General features: G+C 69.2%; 21 protein-coding genes. 8 read left to right on the top strand and 13 right to left on the bottom strand.

Going from position 1 to position 24,341, the window contains the following annotated elements; translation table 11 throughout:
* Positions 1-27 precede the first annotated feature (27 nt).
* Together OG266_RS12625 and OG266_RS12620 are read left to right on the top strand one after the other, a co-directional pair.
* A complete protein-coding gene (locus OG266_RS12625) occupies positions 28-3,057 on the top strand; it encodes a glycoside hydrolase family 3 N-terminal domain-containing protein (protein WP_371545552.1) in 3,030 nt (1,009 codons plus the stop codon).
* Between the two features lie 378 nt (positions 3,058-3,435).
* Positions 3,436-4,800 (top strand): hypothetical protein, encoded by a 1,365-nt coding sequence (locus OG266_RS12620; RefSeq protein ID WP_371545549.1) that lies wholly within the window; start codon positions 3,436-3,438, stop codon positions 4,798-4,800.
* A 90-nt stretch (positions 4,801-4,890) separates the two neighbouring features.
* Here the strand turns inward: OG266_RS12620 and OG266_RS12615 are convergent, their stop codons facing one another.
* The gene (locus OG266_RS12615; protein ID WP_371545546.1) at positions 4,891-5,721 is read right to left on the bottom strand and encodes an NAD(P)H-binding protein; all 831 of its coding nucleotides are present in this window, start codon (positions 5,719-5,721) and stop codon (positions 4,891-4,893) included.
* 146 nt (positions 5,722-5,867) lie between these two features.
* Between OG266_RS12615 and OG266_RS12610 the strand changes: the two genes are divergently transcribed.
* Entirely contained in the window at positions 5,868-6,164 is a 297-nt protein-coding gene (locus tag OG266_RS12610; protein ID WP_371552761.1) for a winged helix-turn-helix transcriptional regulator, read from the top strand.
* Between the two features lie 130 nt (positions 6,165-6,294).
* Here OG266_RS12610 and OG266_RS12605 read toward each other — a convergent pair whose 3' ends face one another.
* Positions 6,295-7,038: a response regulator gene (locus tag OG266_RS12605; protein ID WP_371545543.1), complete on the bottom strand. Its 744-nt coding sequence runs from the start codon at positions 7,036-7,038 to the stop codon at positions 6,295-6,297.
* The gene (locus OG266_RS12600; protein ID WP_371545540.1) at positions 7,035-8,327 is read right to left on the bottom strand and encodes a sensor histidine kinase; all 1,293 of its coding nucleotides are present in this window, start codon (positions 8,325-8,327) and stop codon (positions 7,035-7,037) included. Before OG266_RS12600 ends, OG266_RS12605 begins: the two co-directional genes overlap by 4 nt.
* A 159-nt stretch (positions 8,328-8,486) precedes the next feature.
* Here OG266_RS12600 and OG266_RS12595 point away from each other — a divergent pair, with 159 nt between their 5' ends.
* From OG266_RS12595 to OG266_RS12585, 3 genes are read left to right on the top strand one after another with little or no spacing between them, the layout of a single operon-like run.
* The gene (locus tag OG266_RS12595; protein WP_371545538.1) at positions 8,487-9,422 is read left to right on the top strand and encodes an ABC transporter ATP-binding protein; all 936 of its coding nucleotides are present in this window, start codon (positions 8,487-8,489) and stop codon (positions 9,420-9,422) included.
* Positions 9,419-10,996 (top strand): ABC transporter permease subunit, encoded by a 1,578-nt coding sequence (locus OG266_RS12590; RefSeq protein WP_371545535.1) that lies wholly within the window; start codon positions 9,419-9,421, stop codon positions 10,994-10,996. Before OG266_RS12595 ends, OG266_RS12590 begins: the two co-directional genes overlap by 4 nt.
* Positions 10,993-11,781, top strand: a complete 789-nt coding sequence (locus OG266_RS12585; RefSeq protein WP_371545532.1) for an ABC transporter permease — start codon at positions 10,993-10,995, stop codon at positions 11,779-11,781. Before OG266_RS12590 ends, OG266_RS12585 begins: the two co-directional genes overlap by 4 nt.
* Positions 11,782-11,825: 44 nt before the next feature.
* Here OG266_RS12585 and OG266_RS12580 read toward each other — a convergent pair whose 3' ends face one another.
* The 3 genes from OG266_RS12580 to OG266_RS12570 form a co-directional block, all read right to left on the bottom strand.
* Positions 11,826-12,320 carry an N-acetyltransferase gene (locus tag OG266_RS12580; RefSeq protein WP_266474682.1) on the bottom strand — a complete coding sequence of 165 codons (495 nt, stop codon included), beginning with the start codon at positions 12,318-12,320 and terminating at the stop codon, positions 11,826-11,828.
* Between the two features lie 144 nt (positions 12,321-12,464).
* Positions 12,465-14,057, bottom strand: a complete 1,593-nt coding sequence (locus OG266_RS12575) for a subtype B tannase (RefSeq protein WP_371552760.1) — start codon at positions 14,055-14,057, stop codon at positions 12,465-12,467.
* A 408-nt stretch (positions 14,058-14,465) separates the two neighbouring features.
* Entirely contained in the window at positions 14,466-15,086 is a 621-nt protein-coding gene (locus tag OG266_RS12570) for a YceI family protein (protein ID WP_266474681.1), read from the bottom strand.
* A 410-nt stretch (positions 15,087-15,496) separates the two neighbouring features.
* Here OG266_RS12570 and OG266_RS12565 point away from each other — a divergent pair, with 410 nt between their 5' ends.
* Positions 15,497-17,086, top strand: coding sequence for an acyl-CoA carboxylase subunit beta (locus tag OG266_RS12565; RefSeq protein ID WP_266474680.1), 1,590 nt, complete (start codon positions 15,497-15,499; stop codon positions 17,084-17,086).
* A 57-nt stretch (positions 17,087-17,143) separates the two neighbouring features.
* Complete coding sequence (locus OG266_RS12560) at positions 17,144-17,341, top strand: acyl-CoA carboxylase subunit epsilon (protein ID WP_266474679.1); 198 nt, start codon at positions 17,144-17,146, stop codon at positions 17,339-17,341.
* Between the two features lie 178 nt (positions 17,342-17,519).
* Here OG266_RS12560 and OG266_RS12555 read toward each other — a convergent pair whose 3' ends face one another.
* The 7 genes from OG266_RS12555 to OG266_RS12525 all read right to left on the bottom strand — a co-directional run bounded on the left by OG266_RS12555 (position 17,520) and on the right by OG266_RS12525 (position 24,335).
* Complete coding sequence (locus tag OG266_RS12555; protein WP_006375305.1) at positions 17,520-18,101, bottom strand: ATP/GTP-binding protein; 582 nt, start codon at positions 18,099-18,101, stop codon at positions 17,520-17,522.
* Positions 18,082-18,681: a DUF742 domain-containing protein gene (locus OG266_RS12550; RefSeq protein WP_266474677.1), complete on the bottom strand. Its 600-nt coding sequence runs from the start codon at positions 18,679-18,681 to the stop codon at positions 18,082-18,084. Before OG266_RS12550 ends, OG266_RS12555 begins: the two co-directional genes overlap by 20 nt.
* Before the next feature lie 94 nt (positions 18,682-18,775).
* The gene (locus OG266_RS12545) at positions 18,776-19,189 is read right to left on the bottom strand and encodes a roadblock/LC7 domain-containing protein (RefSeq protein WP_266475067.1); all 414 of its coding nucleotides are present in this window, start codon (positions 19,187-19,189) and stop codon (positions 18,776-18,778) included.
* Positions 19,190-19,199: 10 nt separating this feature from the next.
* Positions 19,200-22,463, bottom strand: a complete 3,264-nt coding sequence (locus OG266_RS12540; protein ID WP_371545526.1) for a nitrate- and nitrite sensing domain-containing protein — start codon at positions 22,461-22,463, stop codon at positions 19,200-19,202.
* Positions 22,464-22,855: 392 nt separating this feature from the next.
* Positions 22,856-23,431 (bottom strand): ATP/GTP-binding protein, encoded by a 576-nt coding sequence (locus OG266_RS12535; protein WP_028802395.1) that lies wholly within the window; start codon positions 23,429-23,431, stop codon positions 22,856-22,858.
* Complete coding sequence (locus OG266_RS12530) at positions 23,412-23,810, bottom strand: DUF742 domain-containing protein (protein ID WP_266474674.1); 399 nt, start codon at positions 23,808-23,810, stop codon at positions 23,412-23,414. The genes OG266_RS12535 and OG266_RS12530 overlap by 20 nt, the downstream gene beginning before the upstream one ends.
* 111 nt (positions 23,811-23,921) lie before the next feature.
* Positions 23,922-24,335, bottom strand: a complete 414-nt coding sequence (locus OG266_RS12525; protein ID WP_010984127.1) for a roadblock/LC7 domain-containing protein — start codon at positions 24,333-24,335, stop codon at positions 23,922-23,924.
* Between the last annotated feature and the right edge of the window lie 6 nt (positions 24,336-24,341).

Raw genomic sequence — 24,341 nt, 5'->3', positions numbered from 1 at the left:
GGATCAACGAGAGTCGAGGGAAGGTCCATGCGAAGAACCGCCCTGCTCGTGTCCGCCGCCTTGCTCACCGGGCTGCTGCCCCTGGCGTCCGCTTCGGCCGCCGCCGGAGCCGACGACCCGCCTCCCGTCCCCGTCGACGCCTTCGAAGGCGAGGTTCCGTTCGCGAATCCGCCCGCCGAAGGCCTCTTTTCGTGGGGCGGCGACGCCGACGATCTGCCCCAACTGGCCCTGACCGCCCGGGCCGACGCCCCCGAGGGCGCCAAGGTCCTCACGGGCACCTACGACATCAGCGGCTACGGCGGCTTCACCCACGACTTCGCCTTCGCTCAGCCTGCCCACGACTGGTCCGCGCACAAGGGCATCCGCTTCTGGTGGGACGGCCAGAACAACGGCAAGACGATCCCCTTCGAGCTCAAGGACGGCGGCGCCAACGGCGAGGCCTCCGAGCTGTGGAGGACGTCCTTCACGGACGACTTCACCGGCTGGAAACAGATCGAGATCCCCTTCACCGACTTCACCTATCGCACGGACTACCAGCCCGTCGGCGGCATCGACCAGATCCTCGGCCTCACCGAGATGTGGGGCTACGCGATCCAGCTCCCGGTCGGCATCAAGGGCCAGTTCGCCATCGACGACGTCGAGTTGTACGGCACCGCCGACCAGTCACTGCGTGCGAGGGTCATCACCGACTCCGCGGTCTACCCGGTCGCGGAGGGCCGCAAGGCTGCCGTCAAGGTCTCCGTCGCCACGACCGGCGCCGTTCCGATCGACGAACCGGTGACCATCGCGTACCAGAGCGACGGCGGCACCGCCCAGCCCGGCAAGGACTTCGTACAGGTCCAGGGCTCGATCACCTTCCCGGCGGGCACCGCGTCCGGCACCTCGCGCACCATCTCGGTGGCCACCCTCAAGGACAAGTCCGGCGAATCCGCCGAGACGATCCCTCTCAAGCTCACCGTCACCGGCGCCAAGGCCCCCGCCGAGACCCCGCAGGTCGTCATCGACGCCCACGGACTCCCGTACCTGGACCCGAAGTTGTCCGTGAAGAAGCGCGTCGCCGACCTCGTCTCCCGGCTGTCCCTGGAGGAGAAGGCCGGTCAGATGACCCAGGCCGAGCGGGGCGCGCTCACCTCGCAGGGCGACATCGCGACGTACGACCTCGGCTCGCTGCTCTCCGGCGGTGGTTCGACCCCGACGCCCAACACCCCCGAGGCGTGGGCGAAGATGATCGACTCCTTCCAACTGCGGGCGCAGGCAACGCGGTTCCAGATCCCGCTGATCTACGGCGTGGACGCGGTGCACGGCCACAACAACCTCGTCGGCGCGACGGTCATGCCGCACAACATCGGCATCGGCGCCACCCGTGACCCCCAGATCGCCCAGCAGACCGGCGCGGTGACCGCCGCCGAGGTCCGCGCCACCGGCATCCCGTGGGACTTCGCCCCCTGCCTGTGCGTCACCCGCGACGAACGCTGGGGCCGCAGTTACGAGTCCTTCGGCGAGGACCCGGCGCTCGTCGAGTCCATGGAGACGATCATCCAGGGCCTCCAAGGCCGCGCCAACGGCAAGGACTTGAGCGACAACGACAAGGTCCTCGCCACTGCCAAGCACTTCGTCGGCGACGGCGGCACCGAGTACGGCTCGTCCACCTCGGGCTCGTACACCATCGACCAGGGCATCACCAAGGTCACCCAGCAGGAGCTGGAGGCGGTGCACCTCGCGCCGTACCAGGACGCCGTGGACCGCGGCGTCGGCTCGGTCATGCCGTCCTACTCGTCCCTCGACATCCTCGGCGACGATGTGGGCCCCATCAAGATGCACGCCAACGCGGCCCTGATCAACGGGGTGTTGAAGGACCGTATGGACTTCGACGGCTTCGTCATCAGTGACTGGGACGGCATCAACCAGATCCCCGGCGACTACGCCTCCGACGTTCGTACGTCCATCAATGCCGGCCTCGACATGATCATGGTCCCGTACGCGTACAAGGAATTCCACACCACGCTCATCAGCGAGGTGAACGCGGGCCGGATCAGCGAGGAGCGCGTGAATGACGCCGTATCGCGCATCCTCACGCAGAAGTTCAAGCTCGGCCTCTTCGAGCAGCCGTACGCCGACACGAGCGGCGCCTCCGACATCGGCTCGCCCGAACACCGGGCCGTGGCCCGCAAGGCGGCGGCCGAGTCGCAGGTCCTGCTGAAGAACGCGGGCGGCGTACTGCCCCTCAAGAAGTCCCAGAAGGTGTACGTCGCCGGGTCCAACGCCGACGACATCGGCAACCAGACCGGCGGCTGGACCATCACCTGGCAGGGCTCCTCCGGCGCGATCACGAAGGGCACGACGATCCTGGAGGGGATGCGGAAAGCCTCTCCCGGCGCGACGATCAGCTACTCCAAGGACGCGTCCGCTCCGACCACCGGCTACGACGTCGGCGTGGTCGTCGTGGGCGAGACCCCGTACGCCGAGGGCGTCGGCGACGTGGGCAACGGCAACGACCTCGAACTGACCGCTGCGGACAAGGCCGCCGTCGACAAGGTCTGCGGCGCCATGAAGTGCGTGGTCCTGACCGTCTCCGGACGACCGCAGCTCATCGGCGACCGGCTCGGCGACATCGACGCCCTCGTCGCCTCCTGGCTGCCCGGCACGGAGGGCGACGGAGTCGCGGACGTCCTCTACGGCAAGCGCCCCTTCACCGGCCAACTCCCCGTCACCTGGCCGAAGTCCGAGGCTCAGCTGCCGATCAACGTCGGCGACACGTCGTACGACCCGCAGTTCCCGTACGGCTGGGGCCTCACGACGCTCACCAAGACGCCCTCGGGCGGTACGTCGACATTGGCGGCCCTCGCCCTGGCAGCCAAGATCGCCGACAAGACGGGCTCCACCACAGCAGGCCGAACCGCCGTGACCAAGGCCCGCCTCCTGGTCCAGCAGAAAATCGGCACCACCACCATCACACCAGCAGTAGCGAAACCCTTCGCAGACGCCGACCACCTGCTGCTGACAGGCAGCTACGCGGCCGCGGTGGCAAAACTGAAGGAGGCGTACCAGGCGGCGTAGGCACTGCCGCGCTCTGGGGCTCCGCTTCTGGAATCACTCGGGCTCCGCTTCTTGAACGCCGGACGGGGATGGTCCAGCCCGTCCGGCGTTCGGGGGCTGCGCTCTTCAGCCCGGCCGGAGATCTTTCAGCCCGTCCGGCGTTCGAGGACGAGGCGCCACCATCCCGATCCCCCACCCACCCGAGGGGGCTCCACTTTCCAGCCCGGGCCAGGTATCTCCAGCCCGTCCGGCGCTTGAGGACGAGCCCTTCGGGCGACCGGGGGTCTGGGGGCGGAGCCCCCAGGAGCAAGGGACGGGCAGGGGCGGAGGGGGCGAAAACCCACAAGCCCCACCCCCACACCCGTCCACTTCCAGCCACCTTCAGGTACCGTCGAAGACATGAGGGCCGCACTCCCAAGAGCGCTCCCCGGACTGCTGAGCGCACTGACGCTCGCCGCCCTGGCGCTCCTCACGGCCCAGACCCCCACCGCCCACGCGGCCCCCGCGGCCACCGACGTCGGCACGGTAGCCGCAGCCCTCCGCGAGACCCCGGTGTACGTGGACCCCGCCGCCTCCGCCCAACTGTCCACGACAGAGGCAGACGCCCTCACGAAGAAGATCAAGGACGCGGACAAGCCCGTCTTCCTGGCCGTACTCCCCGCGGACTTCCCCACCCAGAACCTCTTCCAGAACCTGCGCACCTCCACCGGCATCACCGGCCTGTACGCGATCAGGCTCGGCGACCAGTTCGACGCCAAGGCCGATTCCGCGGTGATGTCCGGCACCGCAGTGAAGAACCTCGTCACCAGCGTCCAGAACGAGGACACCAACACCCAGCTGAACGACTTCACGGACCGCGCGCTCACCAACATCGGCGGCGCGGCCCCCGCGAGCTGGGACTCCGGCAGCACCGAAGGCGACGGTGTCTCCACGACCGCACTGATCGCGGTCGGCGCGGTGGCCGTAGCCGGCGGCGCGGGCGCGTACACGCTCGTACGACGCAAGAAGCGCCGCAGGGCGGAGGAGCAGCGGGCAGCCCTCGACAAGCTCCGCGTGGTGGTGGACGAGGACATCACGGCGTTCGGCGAGGAACTGGACCGCCTCGACTTCCACCCCGCGGAAGCGGGCGCGGACGACGCGATGCGCGCGGACTACGAACGCGCGCTGGACGCGTACGAGCAGGCGAAGTCGTCCATGGCCGCTGCCCAGCACCCCGAGGACGTACGCCCCGTCACCCAGGCCCTGGAGGACGGCCGCTTCTCGCTCGCCCAACTCGCCGCGCGCCGCGAGGGCCGCCCGGTCCCCGAGCGCCGCGCCCCCTGCTTCTTCGACCCGCGGCACGGTCCGTCGGTGGCCGACGCGACCTGGACACCGTCCGGCGGCGCGACCCGCCAGGTCCCGGTCTGCGCGGCGGACCGGGCCCGCCTCGCCGACGGAGCCGACCCGGCGATCCGCGAGGTGGACACCGAATACGGCCGCCGCCCCTACTGGGACGCGGGCCCGGCCTACGGCCCCTGGGCGGGCGGCTACTTCGGCGGCGGCCTGCTCCCCGGCCTCCTCGTCGGCACGGTGCTCGGCAGCATGATGGCCAGCCCCTCGTACGCGGCCGACTACGGCTCCGGATACGGCGACTTCGGCTCCGCCGGATACGACGGCGGCGACGTCTCGGGCGCCGACTTCGACTCAGGAGACTTCAGCGGCGGCTTCGGCGGTGGCGGTGGCGACTTCGGCGGCGGGGGAGGGGACTTCGGAGGAGGCTTCTGACACCGAGGAGCCGACCCGGACAGGACCTCCAGACCTCATCCGTCCGAGCCCCCCGCCCGAGTCACCCCGCCCCCGAACACTTCGCTCCGGTCACTTGAACGCGGCGACGTTGCGCTCCGCCCACTGCGCGAACGTACGCCCCGGACGCCCCAGAATCCGTTCCACATCGGGACTGACCCGCTGCTCCTCGACCGTGGGCGTGCCCAGCACCCCCAGCGTCGCGTCCGCGACCGGCTCCGGCATGTACCCCAGCATCTGAGCCCGAGCCTCCTCACGCGTCTGCTCGACGAACCGCACCGGCTCGCCCAGCGCGTCCCCGATCGCCGCGACCTGCTGCCGGGGCGAAACGGGCGCCGGCCCGGTCAGTACGTACGTGCTGCCACCGTGGCCGGACATCCGCAGCGTGACGGCGGCGACCTCGGCGATGTCGTCCGGGTCGATGGTCGGCAGCGTGACATCACCGAAGGGCGCTGCGGCCACCCGCCGCGTACGGACCGTCTCGGCCCACGCGAAGGCGTTGGAGTCGAATCCCCCCGGCTGGAGCATGGTCCATTCCAGCCCCGACCGCTTGACCGTCTCCTCCAGCTCGGGCGGATGCCGTCGCGTCCCGACCCCCTGCGAGGACAGCAGGACGACACGTCGTACGCCCCCGGCCCGAGCCGCATCGAGCACACCGCTCAGGTAGCCGCCCCCGCCGGAGAGCAACTCACCGGACGTCAGCAGAAACAGCGCCTCGGCCCCGTCGAGCGCGGACTCAGTGCTCTTCGGGTCACTCAGATCGGCGCGGACGTGCCGCACCCCTGCCGGCATGTCCGGAGCCGCGGCCCCGCGCGAGACAGCCGTCACCTTCTCGCCCGCCACGGCCAGCGCCCGCACCAGCGGCCGCCCGACATTGCCCGTCGCTCCCGTTACCACGATCATGTTCGCTCCCATATGCCCATGTGAGGTCTTGGCCGGGCCCTTGTGGGCCTGAATGGAAGCTACTGGCGGTGGCATAGTAGGTACCTAGGGGAAAGTAATGGGGAGAGGGGTCGATTGTGACCGACGCCACATTGCAGGCGACCGACATGGAGATCGACCCGGAAGTGGCCTGTCCCATCGCCCCGGTGGTCGACATCGTCTTCAGCCGCTGGACGACACCGATCCTGTGGTCGCTCAACGAATACGGGCGGCAGCGCTTCGTGGAGCTGGAGCGCCGCATCACCAAGATCACGCCCAAGGTCCTGACCCAGCGCCTGCGCCAACTGGAACGCGACGGCCTCGTCATCCGTACCTACCACCCCGAGGTCCCGCCCCGCGTCGAGTACGAGATCAGCGAACTGGGCCGCAGCCTGGCCCCCCTCTTCGCCACCCTCGCCGACTGAGCCGCCCTCAACCTGGACAAGGTCGCGGACGCCCGCCAGGACTACGACGCCCGCTGAGCCGTACGGCCACCGGCGGAACTCACGACGGATCCCACGCCGCACCCGCGCCTACGAACCGCACCCCCGCCGCCTAGGACGGCCCCAACGGCTCGCTCGTACGCGGCACGACCAGCCCCGACTCGTACGCCGTCACGACCGCCTGCGTACGGTCGCGCAGGCCGAGCTTGGACAGGACGCGACTGACGTGCGTCTTCACGGTCTCCTCGCCGACGTGCAGTCGTAGCGCGATCTCGGGGTTGGACAGGCCCTCCGCGATCAGCCGCAGCACCTCCGTCTCGCGCGGCGTCAACGCGCCGAGCGTCTTCTGCGCGGGCACTCTGGGCTTCAGCCGCGCGAACTCGGCGATCAAGCGGCGTGTGATGACGGGCGCGAGCAACGCCTCCCCGTCTGCGACGACCCGTACGGCCTCGAAGAGCCGCTCCGCGGTGACGTCCTTGAGCAGGAACCCGCTCGCCCCGGCGGCGAGGGCGTCGTACACATGCTCATCGAGGTCGAAGGTGGTGAGGATGAGCACGCGCGGAGCGGCCTGAGCTGCGGACCCGTCCAGGCCCGCCAGCGCCGTCATCAGCTCGGCGGTCGCCTGGATCCCGTCCATCACCGGCATCCGTACGTCCATCAGGACCACGTCGGGTTGCTGCTCCCGGCAGATCCGCACCGCCTCGGCGCCGTCGCGCGCGGTGCCGACCACCGTGAAGTCCGGCTGGGTGGCGAGGAGTCCGGCGTATCCGGCACGCACGACCTCATGGTCGTCGGCGACGACGATGCGGACCGGGGCGGTGGCTTCGGCGGGGGTGTGGGTTTGGGTCTCGGTCATACGAGGGCCTCCGCCCGTACGGGAAGCCTGGCCTCGACGAGGAAACCGCCGCCGGCCGCCGGGCCGGTACGGAGGGTGCCGCGGACCGTGGCCGCACGTTCACGCATACCGAGGAGACCGTGGCCGGCGTCTGTGACATGCGGGATGTGCGGGTCGTGTGGGACGTGTGAGACGTGCGGGACTTGCAAGATGTCTGAGGCGTGCGAGGCCTGTGAGGTGTCCGAGTTGCTTGCAGTGCTGGGAGGCCCTGGCCCGTTGTCGCGGACCCGGATCACCAAATCCTCCTCCGAGTAACGGAGTTCGACATCGACTGCGGCCCCCGGCGCATGCCGTCGGGCGTTGGTGAGGGCCTCCTGGACGATACGGAACGCGGTGACCTCGATGCCCGGGTCGAGCGCGGCGACCGGACCGCTGACGATCAGCCGGGTACAGGAGCCGGAGGCGTCCCGGGACTCGTCGATCAGCTCCATGAGCTGGCGCAGCCCGGGCTGCGGGCGCCGGGTGACTCCCGCGTCGGCGTCCTCCCTCAGCACCCCCAACAGCCGCCGCATCTCCGTCAGCGCGGTCCGCGCGGTGTCCCCGATGGCGAGCAGCCGGGTGGCGCCGTCGCTGGGGAGCCCGGCCGTGGTCAGCCGGGCGGTCTCGGCCTGGACGGCGATCATCGAGATGTGGTGGGCGACGACGTCGTGCAATTCCCGTGCGATCCGCGCCCGTTCGCCGCGCGCGGCATGCGCGAGCAGCGTGTCCGCGAAGGCCCGCTCCGTGGCGCTGTGGGCAAGGGCCGCGCTGCGGACGTGATGCGTGATGCCGGTCGCGGCAGCGGCGGAGGCGAGCGTGGCCACGAGGACCGCTGTCACCCGGGTGGCGACGTCGTCCTGACTGACGAGGGCCAGGACGACGTACGGCAGGACGAGCACGCCGCTGAGCCGGGGCGCCCCGGCTCTCCCGAGCCAGTACACGGCGGCCAGTTGGGCCACGACGCCCGCCAGGGTGAGCGCCCGGAACGGCGTCAGCGCCAGCACCCCCGCCGAGGTCACCGCCACGGCGGCCCCGGCCCGCACCGCCACGGCACGGTCGGCCCCGAGTACAAAGGTGAGCGGAAGGGTGGTGCAGACCCCGAGCAGCAGGGCGAGTGCCAGATTCTCGCGCAGGCTCCCGACCCGCAGGAGAACCTCCGCGCAGGCGAGGAGAGCGAGGGCAACCGGGTATGTCACGGGGGCCGGGAAGCGCCGTACCCGCTCCCACACCCCCGCGACCCCATCGCCGCGTCGCGCAGTGTCCTCGCTCATGCACGCCATTCTGCCGTCGGCGGCGCCGCAGCGCGTCACCCTGGGGTTTGTCCCCCGCGTGGGGGACTCGGCAGGCGATCCGTCCCTCGCGTCAGGGGTGCCGAAGACGGCTCCCTGGCGGGACGACTCGGGGCCCGCCGATCCCTAATCTCGCTGAGCATGAGTGACGCAACGATCGAAGTCCAAGACCTGCGCAAGCGGTTCGGCAGGACCGTCGCGGTCGACGGGCTGTCCTTCACGGTGGAGCCGGGGCAGATCACCGGTTTCGTAGGCCCGAACGGGGCGGGCAAGTCCACCACGATGAGGGCCGTGCTCGGCCTGGACACCCCCGACGAGGGTCGCGCGCTCATCGGCGGCCGCCCGTACCACTCCCTGCGCTCCCCCCTGTTGGAGGTGGGCGCGCTGCTCGACGCCGCCGCGTTGCACCCCAGCCGCCGTGGCCGCGACCACCTGCGCTGGCTGGCCCACTCGCACGGCCTGTCCCTGCGCCGAGTGGACGAGGTCCTCGAACAGGTCGGCATGGCACAGGCCGCCCGACGCCGAGCGGGGGGCTACTCACTCGGCATGCGCCAACGCCTGGGCATAGCGGCCGCATTGCTCGGCGACCCCCCGGTCCTCCTCCTCGACGAACCGGTCAACGGCCTCGATCCCGAGGGCATCCAATGGATCCGTGGCTTCCTGCGCCGCCTGGCCGGCGAGGGCCGAGCAGTCCTGGTCTCCAGCCACCTCATGAGCGAGCTGGAGGACACCGCCGACCACCTGGTCGTCATCGGCCGCGGCCGTCTCATCGCCGACACCGCCGTCGCGACGCTGCTCGCCGCGGCGTCAGGCGACCGTGTCGCCCTGCGCACGGCCGCGCGTACGGAGGCGATGGAACTGCTCGCCCGCGAGGGCGGCACGGTCGCCGTCACCGGCGCCGACACACTCACGGTCACCGGCCTGCCCGCGGAGCGGATCGTGGCGCTGCTCGGCGCCGCCAGGATCCCCTTTGCCGAAGTGGGCGCGCACCGGGCGACCTTGGAAGAGGCGTACATGGAGCTCACCCGGCACGCGACCGAGTTCACGTCCGCCCCGGAGACCGAGGTGACCCGATGATCACTCCCTCGCCGCCGGCCTCGACCATGCCCCCCTACCGCTCACAACTCCCGCCCACCCGCGAGGGCTTCGGACGTCTGCTTCGCGCGGAGTGGTCCAAGTTCTGGACGGTGCGCGTCTGGGTGCTGGTGCTCGTCGTCGCGGCGGCGGTCACCGTCCTGATCTCCCAGCTCGCCGCGAGCGGTTCCGTCATTTCCGGCGGGGGCCCTGTCACCGTCGCCCCGGACGGCACCCAGGTCACCGACACGTTCCGTTTCGTCCACCAGCCCTTGGCCGGCGACGGCAGCGTCACGGTCCGCGTGTCCGACCTGAAGGGGCTCGGCGGTCGGGACCCAGAACCTTGGGCGAAGGCCGGGGTCATCATCAAGGCGAGCACGGAGGTCGGCAGCCAGTACGCGGCCCTGATGGTCACCCCGGACCACGGCGTCCGTCTGCAGTGGAACTTCACCCAGGACAAGGCGGGCAGCGGTGCGTCCGGTGACCCGCGCTGGCTCCGGCTGACGAAGACGGGCTCACAGCTGACGGGCTATGAGTCGGCGGACGGCTCCCACTGGACGAAGGTGGGTTCGGTCACGCTGCCGAAGCTGGCGAAGACGACCCAGGCGGGCCTGTTCGTCGCCACCCCCCTCCACAACAACCTGCGGCGCTCGTTCGGCGGCACCTCGGAGACGGCCGCAGGCACGAACGTCACGGCAAGCTTCGACCACATCGCACTGAGCGGCGGCACCAAGGGAGCGGCCTGGACCAGTACGGACGTGCGCGCCCCAGACCCGAACGCCCCCGACCCCAGTGCCCCCGGCGCCCGCGCCCCGGAGTCCGGCCCGGCAGTTTTCGAACCCGGCACCACCCGGGTATCGGACTCCGGTGTCTACACCGTCACCGGCCGGGGCGACATCGCCCCGGAGCAGACCGGCCCCGACGTCATCCAGATGAGCTTCCAGGGCGTCTTCGTGGCCGTGGTGTTCATGGTGGCGCTGGGAGCCCTCTTCATCACGACCGAGTACAAGCGCGGCATGATCCGTACGACGTTCACGGCGACCCCACGACGCGCCCGCGTCCTGGCGGCCAAGGCCCTGGTGATCGGCGGTGTCACGTTCGCCGTCAGCTTGGTGGCAACGGCGATCACCTTCCCCCTGGCCCAGAGCACCATGCGCTCCAACGGGTTCAAGCCCCCCGCGTACCCGGACCTGTCCCTCCTGGACACCCCGGCCCTGCGAGCGGTCGTCGGCAGCGCGGCGCTCCTGTCCCTGGTGGCGGTCCTCGCCCTCGCGGCAGGGGCGATACTCCGCAACAGCCCGGGCGCGATCACGGTGGTCGTGGTCCTGGTGATACTCCCGCAGATCCTGGCCTTCGCCCTTCCGCTGCCGGTCGCGCAATGGCTGCTCCGGCTGACCCCGGCGGCAGCGTTCGCCATCCAGCAGGGGGTGACGTACTACCCCCAGATGGACCACAACTGCCTGCCGGAGAGCGGCTGTTACCCCCTCGCACCTTGGAACGGCTTCGCGGTCCTGTGCGCGTACGTGGCCGTGGCCCTGGCCCTGGCCGCCTGGCGCCTGCGCAGGAGGGACGTATGAGGTCGTCCTTCCACGCCGAGTGGACGAAACTCCGTACGCTGCCGAGCAGTTGGCTCCTCCTGGCCGCGACCGTGGTCCTGACCGTCGCGGTGGGTGCGGCCTCGGTGTCGGCGGTCACCACCCGGGACTGCCTGACGGCGGCCGCGTGCCACGAGGACACGGTGAAACTGAGCCTCACGGGAATCTGGCTCGGCCAGGCGACGATCCTGATCCTCGGAGCCCTGTCCATAGGAGCGGAGTACGGCACGGGCACAATCCGCACGACGCTGACGGCGATCCCACGCCGCTCGCGAGTCCTCGCGTCAAAGGCGGCCGTACTGGCCACAGCCACGGCGGCAGCCGGCGCTCTGGCGATCACCGTGTCCCTCTACGCGGCCCGCCTGATCCTCCCGGACAACGGCTTCACCCCCGCCGAGGGCTACCCACTCCTCACCCTCACCGACCCGACGACCCTCCGCGCGGCCCTCGGCTCAGTCCTCTGCCTGATCCTCATCGCCTTCCTGGGCCTGAGCCTGGCAGTCCTCCTACGGGACACCGCGGGCGCGATCACGCTGGGCCTGGGTCTCCTCTACGTCGTCCCGCTCCTGGCCGACCTGCTCGGCTCGGCAACCTGGAAGGACCGCATCGAAAGCTGGGCCCCCATGCCGGCCGGTATGGCCATCCAGGCAACCCGAGACCTGGCCCGACTCCCGATAGGCCCGTGGCCGGGGCTGGGCGTACTGGCGGCGTACGCGCTGGGTCTGCTGCTGATCGGCGGTGCGCTGTTCGGGCGGCGCGACGCATAGCCCCGTGTCCGGTAGCGCCGCCTTCGGTAACCCCGCCTTCGGAGTCAGCCGGCGTCCGGCAGAGCCAGCCACTCCTGCCAGGACAGATCCCGCCCGATGAACCGCGGCCGCTCGAAGGGCCAGTCGTTCCCGATCCAGCGAGGCACGAGCGCGTCCAGATCCCGCTCCAGGTCACTCCCGACCTTGCCGTCCACAACCCACCACGAGATCTCGGCGTCCGCACCGGTCTTCTCCGGCGGATCGATGTAGACGCACCCGAACTCCTCGGTGCCCGCGTCATCGAACAACACGTAGTTGAAGGACTCATGGGCGGCGATCTCGGCCTCGTGCCGCTCCAGGTCCTTCTTGTTCGCCTCGTACGAAATCGTCTCGGCCGGCCACCCCCACGCCTCACCGAAGATGGACCACAGCCGCTCGCGCGAGCCCATCACGGTCGGGTAGTCGATGTCCGCGTCCGCCCCGGTGATCGGACGCAGGTGATACCCGCCCGGCAACTCGACACGAACGGGATGTACGAAGCCAACGGGCAACCAGGTCATGGGCGGAGGCTATCCGCCGGGTGGGTGATCCGCACCGGGTTATTCCCCGGGGCAAGGGGGGGACACAGCGACTCCGAGCCCGGGTGCGCGGGCTCGGCGTCGCGAGGGTGGCATCCGACGCGGACGCCGCTCAGTGGGCGAGTGCTACTTCGCGGCAGCGGCCCGCTTGGTGTGACCCGTCACCTTGGCGATCCAGGTGATGAAGTCGGCCGGGTCGATGTTCGAACCGTGGCCCTCGTCCCAGTAGTAGAGGTGGTTGACGTCGTCGCCGAGGCCCGCGGCGGCGGCCGCGATGTTGGCGGAGACCGTCAGCGAGGTGTCGGAGTCCTTGGTGCCGAGGCGGATCCACCAGTGCTTCGAGCGGCCCGGGTTCTTCTTGGCGAAGTGGTACATCGGGTTCATCAGGTCGAGCTTCTCGGGGATGTCGCTCGCGACCCGCTTGGTGGTCAGACCGGTGGTGTCGTTCTTCGCGCCGTACGCCGTGAAGTGGCGGGCCAGGGTCGTGTCCGCGCCGAACTCGTTGTTCTCACCGGCGGACAGGTCGAAGGCGTCGAAGGAGGGCGCGTCCTTCTTCCTCGCTCCCACGTGGGTGAGGAAGTCGTCCCAGGTGAAGGTGGCCTTGCCACCGGACCAGGTGATGAAGGTGTTGGCGGCGAGGTACGTCTCGCGGTCGGAGTCCGACAGCCCGGCCAAGTAGGTGGTCGCCGAGGGCTCCAGGTACTGCTCGACCAGGTACTCGTCGTAGTTGCGGGCGGTCAGCGTGCCGAAGCCGTTCAGGCCGCGCAGCTTCAGGGAGGCCTGGTACTCGGCGAACTGCGACTGCAGCTCCTTGGAGACCGTCTGGTCGACCTGCTTGCCGGTGCTCAGGGCGTTGGTGCCCCAGTTGAACTCGTACGCGCCGTCGGCGTGCTCCAGGTCGGTGATCGGGCACCAGGCACCGGTCGCGAAGATGGCGTCGGAGGCGTCGGCCGCGCCGAGCTCCTTGAGGTACTTGTCGTAGATCTTGCTGTCGCCGGACGCGCCGAGCAGGGAGGACAGGGCGCCGCCGGCGCTGGTGCCCGCGGAGACGATCCGCTCGACGTTGCCGGGGATGCGGCCCTTGTTGGACCTGATGTACCGGACCGCCGCCTTGAGGTCGACGATCGCGGCGGGGGCGGTGCCGTAGTACTCGCCGTCGGAGTTCTTGAGGGTACGGCCGCGGGCGCCGGGCTCGATGACGACGTACCCGGCGGCCAGCGCCAGGAGCTGGTTGCTGGAGAGGGCACCACCCGTGGCGTTGGTGTTGCCGTTCGCGTTGGACGCGGTGGAGGCCGAGGCGCTGGGCGCCGCCGAGCCGGAGGGCGCACCGCCACCGCCCATGGCCGAACCGCCGCCGCCGACCTCGGTGGCGGCGGCCACGGAGGAGGGCATGTAACCGCCCACGGAGTTGGCGAGCAGGATCGGCGCGTTGCTCGCGTCGACCGCCGTGCCGTCGATCTCGACCGGGGAGCTGACGATGAGCGACTGGTAGGTGGCGTCCACCGGGCTGGCGACGTAGGTGATCGCCTTCCAGAAGTGGTACACCACCGAGTGGTCGTTGCCGTCGGTGTCCGTGACGGTCTTCGTCAGCTTTGTGTAGGCGTCCGGGTCGAAGACCAGGGCGTCCGAGGAAGCCGAGGACTTGGACGTACCCGACGCGTTCGCGCTCAATGCGAAGCCGCCGGCCGCGGCGACTCCGGCGGTCGCGCCTATGCCCATGACGACGGTCCTGCGCTTCACTGCCCTGTGCTTCACTGAGGTCTCTCCCATTCGCGGCAGACGAGTGCTGCCGTCGAGTCGGCTCCATCGCGCCGGACGCACACGCGGTGGCCGTGTAGGCCAGTGCGGGCGGCATTGCCCACCCGTGTCGCCCCACCCGATCTTGTGCTTGCGAACGTAAATCGCGGTCTTCGGGATTGTCAACAATTCTGTTCTATTCATCGTTGACGCCCAAGTTCTCATGGCCGGGTCACAGGCAGACGTCCGTATTCGGACATGCGGCAGCCCGTAACAAGCAAAATGCGTCTGCACATGGCAAAGCGCCCGTCCTCTGAAACGGGGGAATCAGAGGACGGGCGCCTTCAGGGTGCCGGGGGAGTCGAGGGGGAGTCGGGGGCTGTCGCCGACTCAGGCGGCGTTCTTGATCGCCGAGATGTCGAAGACCAGCTTGATCTTGTCGGAGACGAGGACGCCACCGGTCTCCAGGGCCGCGTTCCAGGTGAGGCCCCACTCCGAGCGGATGATCTCCGACTTGCCCTCGAAGCCGACGCGCTGGTTGCCGAACGGGTCCGTTGCGGCGCCGTTGAACTCCAGGTCGATGCTGAGCGGCTTGGTGATGCCGAGAATCGACAGCTCGCCGGTGATCCGGTAGTCGTCGCCGCCCAGGGCCACGGCCTCCGTCGAGCGGAAGGTCATGGTCGGGAACTCGTCCGTCTTGAAGAAGTCGGCGCTCTTCAGGTGACCGTCACGGTCGGCGGAACCGGTCTCGACGCTCTCCATCTTGACGTCGAGCGAGGCGGTGGATTTGGACGGGTCGCTGCCGTCCAGGTGCAGGGTGCCCTCGAAGTCCTTGAAGCCGCCCTTGACGTTCGTCACCATCGCGTGGCGGGCGACGAAGCCGATCGTCGAGTGCGACGGGTCGATCGCGTAGTCGCCGGTCAGTGCGGCCAGCTCGGGGCTCACCTCGACGGGGGTCGAGGGGGTGCCGGTCTCGTCGGTGTCGGTGGTCTTGCGGCCGAAGATGCCCATGACGTGCTCCTTGGGGGACGGTTCGCGGATTCGTCCAGAAGCCGCGACGCGAGGTTGTCGAACCGAGTAGATCGATTCTGTTTAAGATTCAACGATGCCAACAAGAGGGAATGTAGACCTATTCCATTCAAGTTTCAACATCATCCGCCACGTGTTCACGACGTTACTTTGCGTCCGGGCGAGGCGCCTCCCCGGAGGCTTGTTCACTCCAGGGATGGCATGTGCCACTCATGAATGTGAGGTGGCTCTCAGCTGACGAGTTTGTGTGACCCCTACAAGCCGGAGACCCCCTGAGCAGTCAGATCGCCTGCCTGTGGTCAGGGTTCTGTTGAGGGGTACCAGGAAAACGGCCCGGAGACTGTACGGAGTCGACGGCCCGCTTTCCTTGGTGGACTTCGTATGGTCGCTACATGACCGTTTTGGATGAGGCCGAATCCTCAGGCGAACCCACGGACGCACGCGGGCGCGTGGCCGAGCTGCACGCGATCCGTGCGGATGCGCTGCGGGGCCCCAGCGAGAAGGCGACCGCCGCGCAGCACGCCAAGGGCAAGCTGACCGCGCGCGAGCGTATCGAGCTCCTGCTGGACGCGGGCTCGTTCCAGGAGGTCGAGCAACTGCGCCGGCACCGGGCGACCGGGTTCGGCCTGGAGGCGAAGAAGCCGTACACCGACGGTGTCATCACCGGCTGGGGCACGGTCGAGGGCCGCACGGTCTTCGTGTACGCCCATGACTTCCGCATCTTCGGCGGCGCGCTGGGCGAGGCCCACGCCACGAAGATCCACAAGATCATGGACATGGCCATCGCGGCCGGAGCGCCGCTGGTCTCCCTCAACGACGGCGCGGGAGCCCGTATCCAGGAGGGCGTCTCGGCGCTCGCCGGCTACGGCGGCATCTTCCAGCGCAACACCAGGGCCTCCGGTGTCATCCCGCAGATCAGCGTGATGCTCGGCCCGTGCGCGGGCGGCGCGGCCTACAGCCCCGCCCTCACCGACTTCGTGTTCATGGTCCGCGAGACCTCGCAGATGTTCATCACGGGCCCGGACGTCGTCAAGGCCGTCACCGGCGAGGAGATCACCCAGAACGGCCTGGGTGGCGCCGACGTGCACGCCGAGACCTCCGGCGTCGCGCACTTCGCGTACGACGACGAGGAGACCTGCATCGCCGAGGTGCGCTACCTCCTGTCGATGCTCCCGCAGAACAACCGTGAGAACCCGCCGCGCGTCGCGTCCGAGGACCCCGCCGACCGCCGCTCGGACGTCCTCCTCGACCTGGTTCCCGCGGACGGCAACCGCCCGTACGACATGACGAAGGTGATCGAGGAGCTCGTCGACGACGGCGACTACCTTGAGGTGCACGAGCGTTGGGCCCGCAACATCATCTGCGCGCTGGCCCGTCTAGACGGCCAGGTCGTCGGCATCGTCGCCAACCAGCCGCAGTCGCTCGCGGGTGTGCTGGACATCGAGGCCTCCGAAAAAGCTGCGCGCTTTGTCCAGATGTGTGACGCTTTTAACATCCCGATCGTCACTCTTCTGGATGTCCCCGGGTTCCTTCCCGGTGTCGACCAGGAGCACGGCGGAATCATCCGGCACGGCGCGAAGCTGCTGTACGCGTACTGCAACGCGACGGTGCCGAGGATCTCGCTGATCCTGCGCAAGGCGTACGGAGGTGCGTACATCGTCATGGACAGCCAGTCCATCGGCGCGGACCTCACGTTCGCCTGGCCGACGAACGAGATCGCCGTGATGGGCGCGGAAGGCGCAGCGAACGTCATCTTCCGCCGCCAGATCGCGGAGGCGGAGGACCCCGAGGCGATGCGCGTACGCATGGTCAAGGAGTACAAGGCCGAGCTGATGCACCCCTACTACGCGGCCGAGCGGGGCCTTGTCGACGACGTCATCGACCCCGCCGAGACCCGCGAGGTGCTCGTCAAGTCCCTCGCGATGCTGCACTCCAAGCACGCGGACCTGCCCTCCCGCAAGCACGGCAACCCCCCGCAGTAACCCTGCGGTTCCTCCGCGGCAGCGCTGCGGAAACCTCTCTCACGGAGACTGAAATCTATGGACACCCCTGACATCCGCGTCGAGAAGGGCCACGCCGAGCCCGAGGAAGTCGCCGCCATCACGGCCATCCTGCTGGCTCGCGCGGCGGCCGCGCCCGCTTCCGCCACGTCCCACAACTCCGCCCGCCCCAAGGCCGGCTGGCGCCGCCTGGAGCGCGAGCCCGGCTTCCGGGCACCGCACAGCTGGCACGGCTAGGCTGCGCGTCGCTTGAACGCAGGGAAGGGGGCCCGCACTTCACAGTGCGGGCCCCCTTCCTCATGCGCGGGGTTCGCAACCGGCGAGAACCGCGGCCCCGCGTCCCGACGTCGCGGCGGAAACAAGTAGGCGGGCCCTCCATCAGGAGGGCCCGCCTACTCGTCTGCTGTCCGTGCTGCTAGCGCAGCCGCGCCATCAGCGCGTGCTCCACGAGCGTGATCAGCGCCGACTTGGCGTCCGCGCGGTGGCGGGCGTCCGTCGTGATGATCGGGGTGTCCGGGCCGATCTGCAGGGCCTCGCGAACCTCGTCCGGGTTGTACGGCTGGCTGCCGTCGAAGCCGTTGAGGGCGATCACGAAGGGCAGACCGCTGTTCTCGAAGTAGTCGACCGCCGGGAAGCAGTCGGCGAGACGGCGGGTGTCGACCAGGACGATGGCACCGATGGCGCCGCGGACCAGGTCGTCCCACATGAACCAGAAGCGGTCCTGGCCGGGAGTGCCGAAGAGGTACAGGATCAGGTCCTGGTCCAGGGTGATGCGTCCGAAGTCCATGGCGACGGTGGTCGTCGTCTTGTCTCCGGTGTGCGTGAGGTCGTCGATGCCCGCGGACGCGGACGTCATGACGGCCTCTGTGCGCAGCGGGTTGATCTCCGAGACGGCCCCGACGAACGTGGTCTTGCCCACGCCGAAGCCGCCCGCCACCACGATCTTCGCGGACGTGGTGGAGCGGGAAGGCCCTCCGCTAGAGCTTGCGAAGTCCACTGAGCACCCTTTCGAGCAATGTCACGGCTGGCTGGCCGCCGGCGCTCTCGTCGCCGCCGGGCTGATGAATGGCGACCAGGCCCGCCTCCGCCAAGTCGGCGACGAGAATCCTGGCCACACCGAGAGGGATCGTCAGCAAGGCCGAGATTTCGGCCACCGACTTGATCTCCCGGCAGAGGTTGCAGATCCGCTGATGCTCGGGCAACTGCCCCTGCATCTGGTGCGGCTGTGCGGTCGTGTGTACCAGCGCCTCGATGGCGAGCTGGTAGCGGGGCCTGGTACGGCCACCCGTCATGGCGTATGGGCGTACCAGAGGGTTGTGCGACGTCCCACCGGGCGACGGCTCAGGGTTGCGGCGCTGCGGTTGCACAGGCTGGATGCGCGGCGCCGACGGCTGGTCGTACGGCGACGGACCGGGACCCTGGGGGCCCTGGGGCGCGTACGGCTGATGCCGCGGGGTTGGCGCGGAGGGGAAGTTGTACCGGTTCGGGTTCTGTGAACCGTCACCCTGGCCGCCCTGCCCCTGGCCGGGGCCGTACGACCAGTTGCCCGAAGACGAACCGCCTGGGGGTGTTGCCACTTTCTCCTCCTCCGACTGTGCCGGGCACCCAGCAGTGTGGGACCGCGTCCCGAAACCTTATGGCCTCGGGACACCAAGACGCACCGTCTGTCTGTTAGTTGAGAAGGCTCCCCTGGAGCTCTGCTCGAAGGTCCGGGGTCAGGACCGTACCTGCACGGTCCACCAGAAGTGCCATCTCGTACCCAACGAGGCCAATGTCCGCCTCCGGGTGTGCGAGTACGGCGAGAGACGAACCATCGGAAACGGACATGATGAAGAGGAATCCCCGCTCCATCTCCACAACCGTCTGGTTCACATGGCCGCCCTCGAAGATGCGGGAGGCTCCCGCGGTCAACGAGGTCAGACCGGATGCGACTGCTGCCAACTGGTCGGCGCGGTCACGGGGAAAGCCGTCGGACATCGCCAGAAGGAGTCCGTCGGCGGAGACCACCACCGTGTGGGACACCCCAGGGGTGTTGTCCACGAAGTTGGTGATCAACCAGTTCAGGTTCTGCGCCGCCTGGCTCATCGGGCTCACACTAACGCTCCTGGTTGTAGGTGCTGTCAGGACCGAGGCCCTGGCCGTTCGTGTCACTACCTGCATTGCGACCCTGCTGTACACCGCGGCGCAGGTTGCTCAACCTGCCACGGATGTCCTCAGGGGCGCGGGAGACCTGGGGGCCGCCCTGCGGGGTCGATTCCGCGGTTCCCTCGACCAGGTTGGCCTTGGGCACCCGCCGCGGCAGTCCGGACGAGGTGACCCCGCCCGCCTTGGGCTTCTTGAGCTGCTCGGCGCGCTGCCAACGGTCGTCGTTGGACGACCGCCAGTCGTCGGGACCCTGCGTGGTCGCCGGCGCCGCCGCCGGCGGCGTCTGGTCCCTCTGCTCCACGGCCCGCTGGCCGTTGGCGCCGGCGCTGCCGTTCGCGGTGGCACCGCGGCGGGGCAGACCGGCGTTGGTCAGCGTGTGGGGGGCGGAAGGGGCCGGTCCCGGACGGCTGAAGCCTACGCGGTCCTGCTCACCCGCGTCAGCGATCTTCGTGGAATCCGCTTCCGGAGCGTACTCGGACCGGTACGCGTTCTGCTCCGCCTCCTGCTGCGGCCAGTCGTCCCGGTAGGACGGCTCCGCGAAGGCCGAGAACGTCCCCGGGGCGGCGTTCCGGTTCCCCGAGTGCTCTTCCTGGACCGGCTCCGCGTACGCGGGCTCCGGGTAGCCGCCGTTCGACGGGAAGTACGTCTCGTCGTACGAACCCTGCTGCGGCTCCTCGTACGCCGTCTGCTGGTCGTACGTCGCCTGCTGCTCCTCGTACGGGGCCTGCCCGTTGTCGTAAGCAGCCTGCCCGTTGTCGTACGCCGGAGCGCCGTCGTAGGACGGCTGTCCGTTGTCGTACGCGGGCTGCTGGGCCTCGAAGCCCTCCTGGTAGCTCTGAGCCTCCAGAGCCTCCGGCTGGCCCCCTGCCTGGGCCTCCAGGGCCGCACGGCGCTCCTCGCGCATCAGCGAGCGGCCTACGGGGTCCAACTCGCGTATGTCGTCCGGGACTTCGTAGCGGCTGTCGTCGAAACCGAGCTCGGCGGCCGTACGCAGCGGCTGCTGGCCCTGGAAAGGCTCGCCCTGGAAGGCCGGCTGCTGCTCCGGGATGATCTGCGAGACGGTGAACTCGTCGCGCTGGATCGTCTCGCCGCCGCCACCACCGTGGGTGATCGCGTCGGGGAGCATGACCAGGGAGGTCGTACCGGCCTGCTCGCCCGAGGGGCGGAGCTGGACGCGGATGCCGTGCCGGTCGGACAGGCGCCCGACCACGAAGAGGCCCATGCGCTGCGAGATCGCGGCGTCCACGGTCGGCGGGTTGGCCAGCTTGTGGTTGATGTCCGCGAAGTCCTCGGCGGTGAGGCCGATGCCCTTGTCGTGGATCTCGACCATGATGCGGCCGTCCGGGAGACGGGTCGCGGTGACGCGGACCTTGGTCTGCGGGGAGGAGAACGTGGTGGCGTTCTCCAGGAGCTCGGCGAGCAGGTGCACGAGGTCGGTCACGGCGCGGCCGTGGATCTCGGCCTCCGGGACACCGGAGAGCTCGATGCGCTCGTACTGCTCCACCTCGGAGGAGGCGGCGCGCAGCACGTCGACCAGCGGGACCGGCTGGTCCCAGCGGCGGCCCGGCTCCTCGCCGGCGAGGACCAGGAGGTTCTCGCCGTTGCGGCGCATACGGGTCGCGAGGTGGTCCAGGCGGAAGAGGTTCTCCAGCTGGTCCGGGTCGGCCTCGTTGTTCTCCAGGTCGGTGATCAGGGTCAGCTGGCCCTCGATCAGGGACTGGTTGCGGCGCGACAGGTTGGTGAAGATCGCGTTGATGTTGCCTCGCAGGAGGGCCTGCTCGGCGGCCAGTCGTACGGCCTCGCGGTGGACCTGGTCGAAGGCGCGGGCGACTTCGCCGATCTCGTCCGTCGTGGTGATCGGGATGGCCTGTACGCGGGTGTCGACGCGGCCCGGGTCCGTGCGGGAGAGCTGGTCGACCAGCATCGGCAGGCGCTGCTCGGCGACGTTGAAGGCCGCGTTGCGCAGCTGGCGCATCGCGCGGCTCATCTGGCGGGCGACCATGCCGGCCAGGATGAACGCGGCGAGCAGGGCGATCACGACGGCGGCACCGGTGATGATGGCGTCGCGCTTGGCGGTGTCGGAGATGTCGGAGGCCTCGGCCACGGCCTTGTCGGTCAGATCCGACTCGAGCGCGCGGTAGGCGGTGTACTTGCCGGTGTTGACCGCCCAGAAGTTGTCCGGGGTGACGCCCTGCGTGGCGAGCCCCTCGCGGGTGCTCTCGTCCGTGGACGAAAGCGTCGCGAGCGCCGAGACCATCGCGGTGTCGCCGGACGGCGGGGGCACATAGGTCTTGCCCTCGGCGGCGGCTGCCTCGGCGGCTGCCTTGGCCTGCGCCGCGCCGTCGGTCTTCAGCTTCTTCTGTGCGGCTTCCAGCTTGGCCGCGTCGGCCTCGGTGCCACCGCCGATGTACTCCTCGACGGCGATGCCCTCGAGGTAGGCGTACGAGGAGAGGGCGACGCGCTGCTTGCCGAGGTCCTCGGCGGTGGGGCCGGGCTTGAGCAGCAGGTGCATGCCGATGGACCGCTGAAGCGATGCCGAGGCCTTGGCGAGCGAGACCGCGTAGACGGTTCGGCCGTAGCTGGTGATGTTTCCGGTGCCCAGACCGAGTTCGTTGGAGAACTCCATCAGCGGGTGCTGGATCTGGGTGTAGCCCTCTTCGGTCTGCACGCCGGTGAGGGCGGAGGTGTACGCGGCCTTGCGCAGGGCGGCGAGGCCGGGCTCGACCTTGCGGAAGACCTCCAGGCGGCGCTGCAGGCCGGCCGTCTGGGGCATGTTCTGGGCGGCCTCGTCGAAGGCGTCGGCGGCCGAGTCCGTGGCCGCGCGTGCCTTGACGACGATCTCGTTCTTCTCGCCCTTGCCGGTCAGCAGCGGCTGGGCGCTGACATCGCGCTCGACGTACAGCCTGTCGCCGTAGGTCAGCGCGGCCTGCACCAGACGTGCCGTCTTCTCGGCGTTCTCGGCCTCCTGCCAGGTGTCGATCGAGCTCTTCACCTGGAAGCCGCCCATGACAAGGCCGACCACCACGGGGATGAGCAGAATCGCGTTCAGCCTGGTCGGCACGCGCCAGTTGCGCGGGGAGAAACGACTGCCACTCGGCGCGGGCGCCGGCATGGGCTCCGGGGAGCCGGGCATCTGTGCGGGCGCCGCGACGCGCGGCGGCGGGGTGAAGTTGCCCCGTGCCGACGGCTCGGGACCGTTCTTGCTTCGCCTCACTCGACCAAAACCTCTCGGCGTCGGCACCTACGTTGTGCCGCGGTGTCTCCGGCGCCCTTTGACTACTGGGCAGGTCAGCGCATTCCAGCACGTCAAGTGGCGCCCTTCCAAACACTCGGAACCCATGATTCCGAGTCAGGTAAGCCCCAGATAAAACGGTCATAAAGAACGAGCCCCGCCAAAAGACGGGGCTTTTGTGAGCACAGCGGTACCGGGTGAACGCGATGCGTGTCGGTGCCCGTGAAATTCTCTGTCGAAACGTTATGAACACTGTGGCCGACCGTGTCAAACGACACAGCCGGCTCCAGTACGTCTACGACAACTGCCTTATGGAACTGTCGACTTGTGGACCGGGGCAGACGGCCGTCCGCTTGCCCCGGGCCCGCCGTCCGCTACCGCAGACGAGCCATGAGCGCATGTTCGACGAGCGTGATCAACGCGCTCTTCGCGTCCGCGCGGTGCCGGGCGTCCGTCGTGATGATCGGGGCGTCCGGACCGATCTGGAGGGCCTCACGGACCTCTTCGGGGTTGTACGGCTGGTGTCCGTCGAAGCCGTTGAGGGCGATGACGAACGGGAGACCCGAGTTCTCGAAGTAGTCGACCGCCGGGAAGCAGTCGGCGAGACGGCGGGTGTCCACCAGGACCACCGCGCCGATGGCGCCGCGGACCAGGTCGTCCCACATGAACCAGAAGCGGTCCTGACCCGGCGTACCGAAGAGGTACAGGATCAGGTCCTGGTCCAGGGTGATGCGGCCGAAGTCCATGGCCACCGTGGTGGTGGTCTTGTCCCCGGTGTGGGTGAGGTCGTCGATGCCCGCGGACGCGGACGTCATGACGGCCTCCGTGCGCAGCGGGTTGATCTCCGAGACGGCGCCCACGAACGTGGTCTTGCCGACGCCGAAGCCACCCGCCACCACGATCTTCGCGGAGGTGGTCGCCCGGCCTCCGTCAGAGCTTGCGAAGTCCACTGAGCACCCTTTCGAGCAAAGTCACGTCCGGCGCGCCGCCGTTGTTCTCGTCGCCGCCCGGCTGATGGATGGCGACGAGTCCGGCCTCGGCGAGGTCCGCGACAAGGATCCGTGCCACACCCAGTGGCATGGACAGGAGCGCCGACACCTCGGCGACGGACTTCACCTCACGGCACAGGTGGCAGATCCGCTGGTGCTCGGGAAGGAGCCCCATCAGCTGCGCCGGGTCGGCCGTGGTGCTGATCAGTGCCTCGATGGCGAGCTGGTAGCGCGGCCGGGTCCGGCCGCCGGTCATCGCGTACGGACGTACCAGCGGCTGGTCGCCCTCTTCCTCGTACGTCGACGCGTACGGATCATGAGAGGCGTTGGGCGGGGTCATGAATCCTCCGGGCGGGACAGCAAGTGGGTCAGTCGTGCCGTCTGTTGGGGCCGGTGGGGGGATTGTGTCGGCCGGACGGTGATTTCGTGCTGTGGGTAGATCCCAGGGCCGTTAGTGGAGCAGACTTCCCTGTAGTTCGGCGCGCAGGTCCGGCGTGAGCACTGCGCCCGCGCGGTCGACGAGCAGTGCCATCTCGTAGCCGACAAGGCCGATGTCGCACTCCGGGTGGGAGAGGACCGCCAAAGACGATCCGTCGGAGACGGACATCAGGAAAAGGAAGCCGCGCTCCATCTCCACGACTGTCTGAGCAACCGTGCCGCCCTCGAAGATCCGGGACGCCCCGGCGGTCAGCGAGGTGAGCCCGGACGCGACGGCCGCGAGCTGGTCGGCGCGGTCGCGCGGGAAGCCTTCGGACATTGCCAGAAGGAGACCGTCGGCGGACACGACGACGGTGTGGGACACCCCAGGGGTGTTGTCCACGAAGTTGGTGATCAACCAGTTCAGGTTCTGTGCGGCCTGGCTCATCTGACT

Origin of the sequence: Streptomyces sp. NBC_00554 (genome assembly GCF_041431135.1) — a bacterium.
Lineage (GTDB): Bacteria > Actinomycetota > Actinomycetes > Streptomycetales > Streptomycetaceae > Streptomyces.
This window is presented reverse-complemented; position numbering and strand designations above follow the sequence as displayed.

Coding starts and splice junctions, on each gene's coding strand:
- OG266_RS12620 (WP_371545549.1), top strand. CDS start 3,436: ATGAGGGCCGCACTCCCAAGAGCGCTCCCCGGACTGCTGAGCGCACTG.
- OG266_RS12605 (WP_371545543.1), bottom strand. CDS start 7,038: ATGACCGAGACCCAAACCCACACCCCCGCCGAAGCCACCGCCCCGGTC.
- OG266_RS12565 (WP_266474680.1), top strand. CDS start 15,497: ATGACCGTTTTGGATGAGGCCGAATCCTCAGGCGAACCCACGGACGCA.
- OG266_RS12570 (WP_266474681.1), bottom strand. CDS start 15,086: ATGGGCATCTTCGGCCGCAAGACCACCGACACCGACGAGACCGGCACC.
- OG266_RS12585 (WP_371545532.1), top strand. CDS start 10,993: ATGAGGTCGTCCTTCCACGCCGAGTGGACGAAACTCCGTACGCTGCCG.
- OG266_RS12615 (WP_371545546.1), bottom strand. CDS start 5,721: ATGATCGTGGTAACGGGAGCGACGGGCAATGTCGGGCGGCCGCTGGTG.
- OG266_RS12575 (WP_371552760.1), bottom strand. CDS start 14,057: ATGGGCATAGGCGCGACCGCCGGAGTCGCCGCGGCCGGCGGCTTCGCA.
- OG266_RS12545 (WP_266475067.1), bottom strand. CDS start 19,189: ATGAGCCAGGCGGCGCAGAACCTGAACTGGTTGATCACCAACTTCGTG.
- OG266_RS12530 (WP_266474674.1), bottom strand. CDS start 23,810: ATGACCCCGCCCAACGCCTCTCATGATCCGTACGCGTCGACGTACGAG.
- OG266_RS12590 (WP_371545535.1), top strand. CDS start 9,419: ATGATCACTCCCTCGCCGCCGGCCTCGACCATGCCCCCCTACCGCTCA.
- OG266_RS12600 (WP_371545540.1), bottom strand. CDS start 8,327: ATGAGCGAGGACACTGCGCGACGCGGCGATGGGGTCGCGGGGGTGTGG.
- OG266_RS12560 (WP_266474679.1), top strand. CDS start 17,144: ATGGACACCCCTGACATCCGCGTCGAGAAGGGCCACGCCGAGCCCGAG.
- OG266_RS12610 (WP_371552761.1), top strand. CDS start 5,868: ATGGAGATCGACCCGGAAGTGGCCTGTCCCATCGCCCCGGTGGTCGAC.
- OG266_RS12625 (WP_371545552.1), top strand. CDS start 28: ATGCGAAGAACCGCCCTGCTCGTGTCCGCCGCCTTGCTCACCGGGCTG.
- OG266_RS12595 (WP_371545538.1), top strand. CDS start 8,487: ATGAGTGACGCAACGATCGAAGTCCAAGACCTGCGCAAGCGGTTCGGC.
- OG266_RS12580 (WP_266474682.1), bottom strand. CDS start 12,320: ATGACCTGGTTGCCCGTTGGCTTCGTACATCCCGTTCGTGTCGAGTTG.
- OG266_RS12525 (WP_010984127.1), bottom strand. CDS start 24,335: ATGAGCCAGGCCGCACAGAACCTGAACTGGTTGATCACCAACTTCGTG.